The organism is Desulfatiglans parachlorophenolica (genome assembly GCF_055394735.1).
Window position 1 is genome coordinate 267793 of sequence record NZ_AP042460.1, and the last position, 12623, is coordinate 280415.

11 protein-coding genes and 1 pseudogene are annotated in these 12623 nt (G+C 52.7%); 7 read left to right on the forward strand and 5 right to left on the reverse strand.

Features of this window, described 5'->3' with window-relative positions; translation table 11 throughout:
• The first annotated feature begins 1157 nt into the window (after window positions 1-1157).
• The 3 genes from ACZ500_RS01235 (at window position 1158) to ACZ500_RS01245 (ending at window position 4510) form a co-directional block, all read left to right on the forward strand.
• Entirely contained in the window at window positions 1158-2414 is a 1257-nt protein-coding gene (locus ACZ500_RS01235) for an ATP-binding protein (protein WP_464230719.1), read from the forward strand.
• Window positions 2415-2778: 364 nt separating this feature from the next.
• Window positions 2779-3747, forward strand: a complete 969-nt coding sequence (locus ACZ500_RS01240; RefSeq protein ID WP_464230720.1) for an ADP-ribosylglycohydrolase family protein — start codon at window positions 2779-2781, stop codon at window positions 3745-3747.
• A 7-nt stretch (window positions 3748-3754) separates the two neighbouring features.
• Entirely contained in the window at window positions 3755-4510 is a 756-nt protein-coding gene (locus ACZ500_RS01245; RefSeq protein WP_464230721.1) for a class I SAM-dependent methyltransferase, read from the forward strand.
• 31 nt (window positions 4511-4541) lie between these two features.
• On the opposite strand, the gene ACZ500_RS01250 is transcribed toward ACZ500_RS01245, so the two are convergent.
• On the reverse strand, window positions 4542-4682 hold the full coding sequence (locus ACZ500_RS01250) for a hypothetical protein (RefSeq protein ID WP_464230722.1): 141 nt from the start codon (window positions 4680-4682) through the stop codon (window positions 4542-4544).
• Window positions 4683-4991: 309 nt separating this feature from the next.
• On the opposite strand from ACZ500_RS01250, the gene ACZ500_RS01255 reads away from it, so the two are divergent.
• The 4 genes and pseudogenes from ACZ500_RS01255 (at window position 4992) to ACZ500_RS01270 (ending at window position 7975) form a co-directional block, all read left to right on the forward strand.
• Window positions 4992-5114: a hypothetical protein gene (locus ACZ500_RS01255; protein WP_464230723.1), complete on the forward strand. Its 123-nt coding sequence runs from the start codon at window positions 4992-4994 to the stop codon at window positions 5112-5114.
• Window positions 5111-6592, forward strand: coding sequence for an ATP-binding protein (locus ACZ500_RS01260; protein WP_464230724.1), 1482 nt, complete (start codon window positions 5111-5113; stop codon window positions 6590-6592). Before ACZ500_RS01255 ends, ACZ500_RS01260 begins: the two co-directional genes overlap by 4 nt.
• 264 nt (window positions 6593-6856) lie before the next feature.
• Entirely contained in the window at window positions 6857-7210 is a 354-nt protein-coding gene (locus ACZ500_RS01265) for an ADP-ribosylglycohydrolase family protein (RefSeq protein WP_464230725.1), read from the forward strand.
• 9 nt (window positions 7211-7219) lie between these two features.
• A pseudogene (locus ACZ500_RS01270) lies at window positions 7220-7975 on the forward strand (class I SAM-dependent methyltransferase).
• A 124-nt stretch (window positions 7976-8099) separates the two neighbouring features.
• Here ACZ500_RS01270 and ACZ500_RS01275 read toward each other — a convergent pair.
• From ACZ500_RS01275 to ACZ500_RS01290, 4 genes are all read right to left on the reverse strand, one after another.
• A complete protein-coding gene (locus ACZ500_RS01275; protein ID WP_464230726.1) occupies window positions 8100-9857 on the reverse strand; it encodes an IS1634 family transposase in 1758 nt (585 codons plus the stop codon).
• 489 nt (window positions 9858-10346) lie between these two features.
• Window positions 10347-11411 (reverse strand): RHS repeat domain-containing protein, encoded by a 1065-nt coding sequence (locus tag ACZ500_RS01280; protein WP_464233138.1) that lies wholly within the window; start codon window positions 11409-11411, stop codon window positions 10347-10349.
• Window positions 11412-11624: 213 nt separating this feature from the next.
• Window positions 11625-12191: a hypothetical protein gene (locus ACZ500_RS01285; RefSeq protein ID WP_464230727.1), complete on the reverse strand. Its 567-nt coding sequence runs from the start codon at window positions 12189-12191 to the stop codon at window positions 11625-11627.
• Between the two features lie 94 nt (window positions 12192-12285).
• Complete coding sequence (locus tag ACZ500_RS01290; RefSeq protein WP_464230728.1) at window positions 12286-12546, reverse strand: hypothetical protein; 261 nt, start codon at window positions 12544-12546, stop codon at window positions 12286-12288.
• Window positions 12547-12623: the final 77 nt, after the last annotated feature.

The window sequence follows — 12623 nt, forward strand, 5'->3', positions numbered from 1 at the left end:
TATTGGATAAGATTAAAGGCTGTAAAACAGTGCGCCTTGTCGGTGCCGTTCATTCGTAGAACTTATTCATATTTTTGCAGAAATTTCAAATTGAAAGTGACAGTCCCTGGCAGGCTGCTTCTGGGCTGGCGTTCCAGGCCGATCCGGGGAAGGTAGGGGTGAAAAATCAGGCAAGGCGCAGTTTTTCAGAACAAAATCAGGACAGCCCCTGGTAATTTCTTGAAAGAAAAGGGCCTGCAACCGGCATTAAAATTTCTCTGGTCTTAGGGCTGTACGGGTTCGATTCCTGTCCCAGGCACCAGAATTTATAGGGTTTTTGGTTTCGCTCAAAAACCTTTTTGGGGAGGGTTTTTTTCTCGCCATTTTCTCCCCACTTCCGAACCTCTCCCCACCCTTTCCCATTTTGATGAAGGCCCCTTCGAGGGGGCCGGCGCCCGGACATTATAATAAGGAGTGCCGGCAAGATCGTCGATTCTAACCTGCTCTGATGACGCCCAGAGTGTTCTGCGGGTATGCCATTCTTGTCGATCCCAAAGGGCTTTCCGCCAGTCTTCAAAACCTCATAGCCTTTTGAGATCGGCCCCCTGCCGCTCACAACTACAAAGCTACCTTTTCAAATCAATTGAAAAAATATCCCCGGATTTGACCGGATCCGTCAAAATCTTATGGCATATAACAAAAATATGCAGGAGACAGCATGAGGCGAGCTGCGCCTCGGCCATCCGACCTGCGACTGGGTGTCTGATCCATAGTGAACTGGGATCTTCACCGACCCGCAGCGTGACCTGCCGCGCATCGACCGGTTGGAAGGATTGGGGGTTGGCAGGCACAGCATGCAGCGAGGGGTGATGGCGGCTTCGTTGAAGGAGATAACAAGCTGTTCTGTATGGAGTTACACTGTGAGCTTGCTATAAAAGGATGTCCGGATCGCGAGCGGCAGTCAAGCCGTTTTTTGGAAAACTCGGCGCAATTCGGCACAGCCCTTGATTTTGGCCGTCCATCAAAGTAGTTTGTTGGGATAATTTTTTGGCATTGTCTCCGGATTTTAGGTGAGCGCGAGACCTCTGGGCTTTTACCGAAAACATGGTGAACGAAGGAGTGAGGTCTATATATGGATTCCGTATCGCTTTGTCCATTAGTGGAAATGGGGGTTAGTGATGTACGAAAATATATCCGACTTGCTCAAACAAATCGCGCTGGGAGAGGACTCTGTTCTTGCACTCAAGGCGGTTGAATTCAGCGGCAGCAAAGTCACCGGTCCCCACAAGGACGGCATGGCGGACGAACTGGCTGCCATGGCGAATACGGCATCCGGCATCATTGTTCTGGGGGTTGACGACAAGACCAAAGTGATTCGAGGGATACCACCAGAAAAACTTGACATCGTTGAAGACTGGCTTTGTTCCATCTGCAACGATTCCATTGACCCGCCCCTCGATTGCGTGATTCGAAAGCTCATTGTGCCTGATCAACAAGGTGGTGACAAAACAATCCTGCGAATCGATGTGCCCCGCAGCCTGTTTGTCCACAAAAGCCCAAACGGCTATTTCCGCCGCCTTGGGAGTTCCAAGCGCGAGATGAAACCGGATGTCCTCGCGCGGTTATTCCAGCAGCGCAGTCAGGTGCGGCTTATCCGTTTCGATGAACAAACGGTTCCGGGCACAACGATCGATGATTTGAATCCCAAGCTATGGAGCAGATTCCGAACAGTCATCTCACCTAAAGCGGATCAGGAATTTCTCGAAAAAATGAAACTTGTTGCCAAGGACGAAGACGGCACCATCCGAGCCACAGTCAGCGGTATTTTGATGGCCTCGGATGCACCGGAGTCTTTTATGTCCAGCGCTTTTATTCAGGCGGTTTGTTACCGAGGCACCGAGCGCAACGCCGCCTATCAACTGGACGCCAAGGACATTACTGGCCCACTTGATGTTCAGATCCGGGACGCCTGCAAGTTTGTGGAAAGAAACATGCGGGTCTTTGCCATCAAAGCGCCCAATCGGATTGAAACCCCGCAGTTCTCCATGAACGCGGTATTCGAGGCGGTGGTCAACGCTGTGGCTCATCGGGATTACTCCATTTACGGTTCCAAGATTCGCCTGCATCTGTTCTCTGATCGAGTGGAAATCTTTTCGCCCGGCGCGATCCCCAACACCATGACTATTGAGAGCATTTCGGAGCGGCAATCGTCACGGAATGAATTGATCAGTTCCTTGCTGGCGCGTTGCCCTATGAATGTGGATGCTATCGGCAGTCAGCGGAATTTCATCATGGACAAGCGCGGCGAAGGTGTGCCGATCATCATCACCGAGAGCGAAAGACTGTCTGGCAGGAAACCGGAATACAGACTTCTTGATGACTCTGAGCTGATGTTGACGATATTCGCCGCACAACCACCCCATGGCGAAGACTGATTTTACGGATGGAGTCGCTTTGGCAATACAGCACCGTTCATAACATGTGGCCCCTCTGTATCAATTCGAGTGAGACACGCCCCCCTGGAATATTTAGTGTAGGGCGGGTAAGGTTTTGATTCATGAGCAAGGTAGCCCAAATTGCATAAAAAAGGCCCATGGCTGAGGAAACGAGCCGCGAGCTCTATGGGTGATCCTGTCCCCCCAGCGTTCCGGAGCGCAAAACATGGCATTTTTTCCAATCATGGCAATACTCTGCACGCTATCCGTCTGGCGGTAGAGCACGCCATTCTGTGGAAACAAGACCGGGATATAGCCGAGGCGGTGAAGGAGAAATACTCAAACTATTTCGAGGAAGGAATGCATGAACTCCTGCAATAGAAATCCAGCATTTCGATCCGTTTTATCCCGGGCCCAGGGCTGCCTCCTCGGCCAGCTCGCGGGAGATGCCCTCGGCAGCCTGGTCGAGTTCCGGTCGCCGGAGGAGATCCGTCGCAGGTACCCGGATGGCGTGCGGGAACTGGCCGATGGCGGCACCTGGAACACCCTTGCCGGTCAACCGACGGATGACTCGGAAATGGCGCTGCTGCTGGCGCGGATGCTGACAGAGCGTAGGATCTATGACCCTGATGCCGCGTTTCAGGCCTATCGATTCTGGCTCGACTCCGATCCTTTCGACTGCGGCATGACCATCGCCAGCGGTTTGCGGGGGCGTCCGAATCCAGACAGCCAGGCCAATGGGGCCATGATGCGGATCAGCCCCCTGGGCATCTTCGGAGCCAACCACCCATTGGAGACAGTGGGCGACTGGGCCAGGCAAGACGCCGCCCTGACGCATCCCAACCCGGTGTGCCTGCAGGCCAGCGCGCTTTTCACCATGGCGATTGCTCATGCCACTGCATCCGGCTGCGAGGCCGACAGGCTCTACCAGAATATCAGGCAGTGGGCTGTCGACTTGGCAGTCGACCCGGCTCTCATGGACGCCGTTCTTGGAGCCGCCGAAGCCCCGCCGGCTGACTATGTCCGGCAGCAGGGCTGGGTCTTGATCGCGTTTCGCAATGCCCTGTGGCAACTGCTCCATGCCCCGAGCTTTGAAGCAGGCGTCGTCGACACGGTCATGAGGGGAGGAGACACCGATACGAACGCGGCCATTTGTGGGGCGCTCTTGGGCGCTGTGTGCGGCCTTGAGGCTATACCCGCCCAATGGGTCGACCGGGTTCTGAACTGCCGCCCCAAGGCCGGGCAACCTGGCGTCCACCGCCCGCGACCAGCGTGCTTCTGGCCGGTGGGTGCGCTGGAACTGGCTGAAGGGTTGATCCGGGGTGGACAATGAGGAAAAAATGGACGATGTACAGCTGCAGCTCCTGGTCGATCTGCACAAATCACAATCCAGGCAGGGGCCAGGCGGGGAGGCCGAAACAAAACGGGCGATGGAACTGGCAGGACTCGACCGGTCGCGCCATTTGAAGATAGCGGATATCGGCTGCGGCACCGGCGCATCGACCATCCTCCTGGCCAGGGAGCTGGATGCCGAAATGACCGCCGTGGACTTCCTGCCGGAGTTTCTCGACGAGCTTCAAGCCCGGGCGAAGGACCATGGAGTTGCGGACAGGATTGTCACGCTGAATGGCTCCATGGATGCCCTGCCGTTCAAGGAAGGTCAGTTCGACGTGATCTGGTCCGAAGGGGCCGTCTACAACATGGGCTTCGAGGCCGGGGTATCGGCCTGGAACCGATTCCTGAAGCCTGGCGGAAAGCTCGTCGTTTCCGAGATTACCTGGCTCAGTGCTGCGAGACCAGCGGAGCTCCAGTCTCATTGGGAGACCGAGTACCCGGAGATCGATCTCGCTTCGGCGAAGATCGGGCACCTCGAACGGCATGGCTACAGCCCCGAGGCCTACTTCGTTCTGCCGGTGCATTGCTGGCTCGAGAATTACTATCGCCCCATGCAGAGCCGATTGGATGCGTTTCTTGAACGGCATGGCTGGAGCGGACAGGCCAAGGCCGTGGTCGATGCGGAACGGCTCGAGATGGCCCTTTATGAAAAATACCGCGACTATTACAGCTACGGCGTCTATGTGGCCAAGAAGATGTAGGGCATGACGCGACCGGAGGGAGGATTGCCCCTCAGCCCGGATTGAAGGTGAGGATGACGAACTTGAGTTTAAAAACAAGGATCTGAAAAAGAATCAAGCATTCCAGAGGGGACTCCACCTTCTTCTCAACAAGGTCCTGGAGGATGCCCCGGACCTGGAGCGTTTTCTTCATGATTTCCCCTGGCGCGTTTTTTCCGCCCGACCTGCCACAGCCGGCGTGCCCGGCGTCTTTGCCTGTTACCGCTTCCCTCCAGGGGGAGCGCAGTCGAAATCCCGGGAGTTGGGGAAATTGCGATGGTCCTTTCTACCAGGGGGATCGTAAAAGGTCCTGATCACCCCGGATGAAATCGACCGGCACATCGCCTCAGAACCTGCGACCCCATGGCCATTCCCCCGTTCCCTCAAATTCAGGCGGGAAAGACTGAAGGCCATCGAGGCCCACATCCGAACCCGGGACTTCAGGATCCGCAAATCCGACACCATGGCCCAGGTTGCGGGTGGGCAGGAAGCCAGCGATGGCCTGAAGCTGGTGGCATGGATGGATGTAAGAGATTCGGATGAATTCGATGACAGCCGTTCAGACCTAACCAAGAATACAGAATGAAGAGACCGGACAAGCATCGGTACAGCGTTTTCATCAGCAGCGTGCAAAAGGAACTCGCGGAGGAGCGACGCGGGATAAAGGATTTCCTCACCAATGATCCTCTGCTCAGGCGGTTCATTTTGAAAGTGTTCGTTTTCGAAGATATCCCCGCAGGAGACCGTAAGCCTGACGATATCTATTTGGGCGAGGTTCGCCAATGCGATATCTACATTGCCATTCTCGGAAATGAATACGGACCGAAAAATGAGGCAGGCAAGTCGGCAACAGAACTGAAATTTGATGAGGCTACCAAAACCTATAGGGAACGGCTGGTCTTTGTCAAGGGCGATGATGACAGCAAACGCAGCCCTGAGATGGCCGCGTTGGTGCGCAAAGCAGGAAAGCAAGTTACGCGACGCCGCTTTTCAGATACGCCAGGCTTGATTCGTGAAGTCTACTCCAGCCTTGTTGAGAGCCTGGAGCAGCGCAGCGCCATCGGATTAACGCCCTTTGATGGAAGTATCTGTGAGGGTGCAACACTCCGGGATATTGACAACAAAGCCGTCGCCGACTTCATCGAAACCTCGGAGGCCGCCGGGCGATTGAAACTGAAAGGGTCCCGGGCTCCAAAAGCGGTCCTTCAGAACTTCAATCTGTTACGTGATGGCAGGCCCACGAATGCCGCCATGCTCCTTTTCGGAAAAGAGCCAAGAAGGTATTTCAACAACGTGCAGGTCCATTGCTTCCATTTCCACGGTACGGTAAAGCAAAAGCCCATCGCATCTCAGCAGCCCTATGAGGGTAGGCTGATCGAAGTCATCGATGAGGCGGTCGAGTTTGTCTTAGGCAAAATCGATCGCCGTGTCGGCACCCGTGCCGAAAGCGTTCAGGCTCCCGTTACCTTCGAGATTCCCCGTCCGGTGATCTTGGAGGCGATCGTCAATGCGGTTGCCCACAGGGACTACAGGAACAACGGTTTTGTGCAGGTGTTTGTCTTTTCTGATCGAATGGAGGTATGGAATCCCGGTGAGTTGCCGCCTGGGCTCACCCCGGAGTTGCTCCGCGAGCCCCATGGACCGCTGCCTCGCAATCCTTTGATCGCCGAACCGTTGTACCGGATCAAGTATGTGGAAAAAGCCGGAACCGGCACCACCGATATGATCGCCGACTGCCGAAAGGCTGGACTTCCCGGGCCTGATTTCGAGCAACGCGGCCCATATTTTGTCGTGACTGTCTGGCGGGACTGGTTGACGGATGAGGTTTTGGCAAGGTTCCAATTAAACGAGAGGCAATTGCTGACAGTGTCTTATGTAAAAAAAATGGGGCGTATTTCCAATTCTGAATATCAAAAGTTGACCGGAGCTTCACGACCGACAGCCAGCCGAGATCTGGACGAATTATCTAAGAGAGGAATTTTGAAGAAAATAGGGACAACCGGCAAAGGCACCCATTACCTTCTTTCAAAGAAACGCATCACAAAGGACTTTAAGGAATCATAAGATGAAAGGCATCATAAACGCATCAAAGGCCTCAAGATTGGGACAACGGGTCGGGCTACCCGTTTGTTTTTCGAAAGAAAACCGACATTGAGGCAGATGGGGTATGTGGGCACCAAAGGGGCAACAAGGGCCGTGAACCTTAAAAGAGGATGTATCAGAACGCGAAGTGAACCGATGGCGTGTTCGGAGTACCTGCGTCTGAGAGGGCGAGGACGCAGGTGAAGCCGGTTTCGGATTCGGCAGCGCGCACATATCTGTAGCGAGATGGAGGGGAAAGAAGACACACAGCCCCCGCCGGCTGACTATGTCCGGCAGCAGGGCTGGGTCTTGATCGCGTTTCGCAATGCCCTGTGGCAACTGCTCCATGCCCCGTGTTTTGAAGAAGGCGTCGTCGACACGGTCATGCGCGGTGGAGACACCGATACGAACGCAGCCATTTGCGGGGCGCTCTTGGGTGCTGTGGGCGGCCTCGACGCCATACCCGCCCGATGGGTCGACCGGGTCCTGAACTGCCGGCCCGAGGCCGGGCAACCTGGCGTCCACCGCCCGCGACCAGCGTGCTTCTGGCCGGTGGGTGCGCTGGAACTGGCTGAAGGGTTGATCCGGGGTGTTGAATGAGGAGGAAAAATGGACGATGTACAGCTGCAGCTTCTGGTCGATCTGCACAAATCACAATTCAGGCAGGGGCCAGGCGGGGAGGCTGAAACAAAACGGGCGATGGAACTGGCAGGACTCGACCGGTCGCGCCATTTGAAGATAGCGGATATCGGCTGCGGCACCGGCGCATCGACTATCCTCCTGGCCAGGGAGCTGGATGCCGAAATGACCGCCGTGGACTTCCTGCCGGAGTTTCTCGACGAGCTTCGTGCACGGGCGAACGACCATGGAGTTGCGGACAGGATCACCACGCTGAACGGCTCCATGGATGCCCTGCCGTTCGAGGAAGGTGAGTTCGACGTGATCTGGTCCGAAGGGGCCGTCTACAACATGGGTTTCGAGGCCGGGGTATCGGCCTGGAACCGATTCCTGAAGCCCGGTGGAAAGCTCGTCGTTTCCGAGATCACCTGGCTCAGTGCTGCGAGACCAGCGGAGCTTCAGTCCCATTGGGAGGCCGAGTACCCGGAGATCGATCTCGCTTCGGCGAAGATCGGACTCCTCGAACGGCATGGCTACAGCCCCGAGGCCTACTTTGTCCTGCCGGTGCATTGCTGGCTTGAGAATTACTATCGCCCCATGTAGAGCCGATTGGATGCGTTTCTTGAACGGCATGGCCGGAGCGAACAGGCCAAGGCCGTGGTCGATGCGGAACGGCTCGAAATGGCCCTTTATGAAAAATACCGCGACTATTACAGCTACGGCGTCTATGTGGCCAAAAAGATGTAAGTCATGACGCGACCGGAGGGAGGATTGCCCCTCAAGGCGGATTGAAGGTGAGGATGTCGAACTCGAGCTTGCAAACAAGAATCTGAAAAAAGGAGCAAGCCTTTGTTATCGCAGTAACAAGCGTCTACTGCTTTTGTAGGACCCTACCGTCCTGGATCACGAAGCCGAGAGCATCCAGAACAGCGATTTGCTGAGATGTGGGCTCTTCCAACCTCCGTCCGGGTTTCTTCGTGCCGGGAAGCCAGAAGAGGGCCCTCCGCAAATCACGGAGATGGCGCACCGCCTCTGTGGTGGACATCTTGAGTCCATGGGCGCGAAGCGCGCGCTCTAGAAGCGTGAGATATACCAGAGCGGCAATACAAACAAAGGCGTGGATCCGTATCTTGGAATCGGTCCAATGGTATTGGGGCATAAATGCGATTTGAAAAGGATGTTTTGTCTTCCGGAACTGGTTCTCGATGAGATGCCGATCTCTGTAAGCCGAGTATACCTTCTGGGCAGTCCACGTATGGTGGTCCGTGACCAGGATGCTTTTTGCCATTCTTTTGATCGTGGCGTCCACCTGGTAACGGTTGAGTTCAAAGCCCATGGCAGGAGGAGAATCCTCCGTGAAGAAGCTCAGGTTGAACAGTGCCGGGCTCAAGTGCAGTGATGCGCACATTTTCTCGTACCGCTCCCTGATCGCCTCCGGGGAGCGGGAATGGGGATGCCCTTCTCTATAAGCCCGGCGCAGCGTGAAAAGGTCTTCGCGAAGGCGGTTGAGTTTCTCCTTCAGATCATAGCGTTTCTTTAGAAAGGTCCTCGGATTGAAGGTCATGACGACCTTGCGCTCACGGCCCCAGAAAGACGCGGTCGTTTCATGGTACAGGATCTGGTCTTTCGCCTGCCCCGCTGCCAGAAGCCTGTCGTTCACTTCGCAGGGCAGGGGCCGGAACTGCGAAAGAGGAACGGCGGCCAATTCCGGAGCAAAATACGGGGAATAGGACGTGATGAAATGCAGTTTTTCGTCGCCGTCAATCCGTTGGATGGCTTCCTCGGCGTTCATTCCTTTGTCGAAGATCAGGGTGATGTCTCCCGGTGCCGTCCCGGCAGTTCTGAGGCGGACGACGATCTCGTCGAGATGGAGGCGGAAAAACCGCGAATCGTGCTGGTTGCCTGGGTAGAGAGAAGCGTAAACGGGCATTGAGCTCGACCGTTCCGTCATGAGCGCCAGCCCTACCTGTCGCAAATAGTGCTTCCCGGCTTTGTTGTGTTCCCGCTTGGCGAGTGTGGAAGGGGTGCGGGAACTCAGGTAGGTGTAGTCATTTGTGGTGTCGAAAAGGAAGTGTTCTTCCTCGCCGTGGGAAAGCGTGCGGACCTTCGTGAAAAACCGGTCCATGATGCGGGTAAGCTCATCCTCACCGATAGGATCCCAGTGGTTCCAGAAGTTTTGGGCGGTGAGGGCATCGAGGTTTACAGGACGGATCTGTTGAATATCGGTGGCGGCATACCATTCGGACATCCTGCGTTTGCTCATGGGGGCAATGGCGCGATTGATGACGGCATAAAGCATCAACTCCCCGGTGGAAGGCCCCTGCCTCTTCCTTTTTGCAGGGACAACGCCGTCGACAATGCCGGCGAGGCCCAAAGGCTTGTCGATTTCAAGCAGGGCAAAAAGCGATCCGAACTCTTTAAAGGAAATCCGGGTGGGGAACCCACTCTCTTTGGCCATAAAGACGGAGAGGATTTTGTCGGCAGAGCCGAGATACACCTGGTTGACAACGGTGGGTTTGCCATCGATGCGTTGGGTCTCACGCACGTAGTAGTAGGCGTTGCCTTTCTTGATTTTCTTGTGGAGGTGCGCCATGACACCCCCTATATACAGGAGGGTCCTACATATCAAGAGAAAATATCTCTTACGATCATATGCTGCGCTTTGGGAGGTCTTTTTTCGGCATGCAGTAGGGTTCTACAGCTAAACAACGGGTAACATATTGATACCATGAATAATCAGGCGGTTTGTGCTCGCTTACTTGTAAAGTCGAGTATTACAGCGGATGCCGCCGATCTTACACCCATGCTCAACCCTGTACCAGGTGGGTACGTCCGACGCTTACTTTCCACTGGGAAATTTAAGTTTACATTTTTTACAAAAATAAAAATACCGTTCCTTGTTGACAATAAAAACAATGCCAATAATAAAATAAACTACAATTGTTAAATAAGGGATAACTGTTCCATAAGCAATAATAAGAAGCAAAGGAAATAATATTATCCCTGCAATAATTAACTTAAATCCATGTTTCTTGTAATATTTTTTTTCTAACTTATTACCACAACTATTGCATTTGTCCATTTTCATCAAATCTCCAGTCTTAAAGCATGTCCAGCATTATTTCGGGCAAGGAGATGCCTCTCGAGAATCATCTACAATTGCATCCCAAAAATTTTGAATTATTTGATTTGTTAAATCTTCTATAGGTTGTCCTAAACCTGCCGCTTCTAAGCTTGTCTGAACTAAGAGCCCACCACTAAATCCAACAATAGCGCCACCAAGGGAAGATGGCCCAGCACCTACTCCCAATGCTGGTGTTCCAACTAATGCACCAGCCACGGCACCTCCCGCGGCGCCACCAATACCAGCAGAAATAATCCTGCGTGCAGCTGCGTCAAAATGCCTTAAATAATTATTTGCCATAATTTTGGTGGATCTTTGTGCAAATTGTTTAATTAAAAATTTATAAAGACCATTAGAATCAATAAAGTTCACCGGATCATTGAGGCAGTACCCATACAGATCTGTATCCCCGCCCGCGAAACCGATGGGGTCTTTGGCGGTCCAGCGGCCGGTGGTGGAGTCGTAGTCGCGGAATCCGAAGCGCACGAGGCCCGTGTCGGGGTCGTGGAGGCCACCGGCGAAGCCCAAGGGGATGGCAAGCCCCGGGTTGCTGTCGGAGACGATATTGCCGAAGGCATCGTACTGGATCTCTTTTACCACATTGCCCTGGCCGTCCACCACCAGGCGGAGCGAGCCGACCGGATCGTAGAAGAGGTGAGAGCGGGCGCCGTTTTCTCCGGTCATGGCGACGGGAAGACGGCCGTCCGCGTATTCGAAGCGGAGTTGGAGCCGGTCGTTTGCGTCATAGACCGCGAGGAGCCGGGTCAGGCCCTGCCAGAGGTATTTCTCGGTGAGGACCCCGTCGATCTTTTTTGCGATGCGCCGGCCAAGGGGATCGTAGACGTACTCGATCAGCCTACCGTCCGCAAGGCTGACCGACAGAAGCGCGCCGCGGCTCGCGTAATCATACCGGGTCTTGGCGCCTTCGTCGTCCCGGTAGAGCAGAAACCCATCGAGATCATAGCCAAAAGAGGTCTGCCCGGTTCTCACCAGATGATCCTCGATGGAGTAATCATAGGTCCGGGCGTCGATCCCCCTCAGGGCGTTGAACTGAGCGATTCTCCGGCCGTTTTCGTCATAGCGGTATTTCTGACGGCTGGCTCGTCAGAAATACGGACGTTCATGAGCCCATATGTGTAGGGCATGCATATTCTCAAGAAGTTCGATTCTCCAAAATTCTTTAGGGTTTCTGGCCCTTCTTCTAAGATCTTTAAAGACGGCAACCAGAACTTTGCCCATTTATAAAATTTTTAAATAGTGTACTAGAGTTTTTTAGTCAAATTCTTCTGCAGATTTAATTGCCATAACAATATCGTGTCTCCATTCAGACCAAGAGATAGCATAATTCTTGACCGAATCATCCCAATACATTGCTTTAGCCTTGCCAACAAATTCTTGAAATACATAATCTGTAATTAATAACATATGGGAATGATTAGCATATACTTTAATATTTCTAGATTCATATATATTAATTGGTAGAATTTGACCTTTTATATTGATATACGTCCTGATTCCTGGAAAATAATTAGGCGGAAAAAGCCAAATCTCTAAAGATTCTTTTGCAAAAGACTCTCGATGTGGTTTTCCATCAGCATCTTTCCAGTTCCACATCACATTATTCGGACCACTTAGAATAATAAGTTGACCAGGCGGAAATTTATTATAGAATACATTCGGAACTAAATTTGGACATATCTTTGCAATTTTCCATCCACATGGTGCAATTTCCAAAATAGCATTGATGTATTTATGAAATTGTGCAGCATTAACTATATTTATAGACATAAATATATCAAAAATCATGATTAAAAATAATCTAGCTAATTTATTATGCATTCTTCGATTATATTTTTATTGAATAATAATATTTAAAACTCAAATAATGAAGGGATGACTTTTATTGCAATATCATTTTTTAATAAAGAAAGAGTTATCTTATTGGCCCTATCCTTCCACCGATTGTGCCGGGATATACTAAGTCTTGCGATTTAATCGCATCCCTGACGGCATTATGACAATCGTTTAGAAATGGAAACCAGATTCCATTGTCAGCATTCTCCCTTATGAATCTCATTATGTTCTGTTCTTTTCCAATACTTCCAAGCGTTACTATGCAAGCATCAGCTTTAGGACCTTTTTCTTTATTATGTTGCCCTGTACCTAAGCTTCCCTGCATACCATAACCTTGCATGGTAGTAGTGTCCCACAGATACGCGTGATTGCCACCAAGCGCTCCAATTATGCCAGAAGCTGGCCTATTGCAGATCA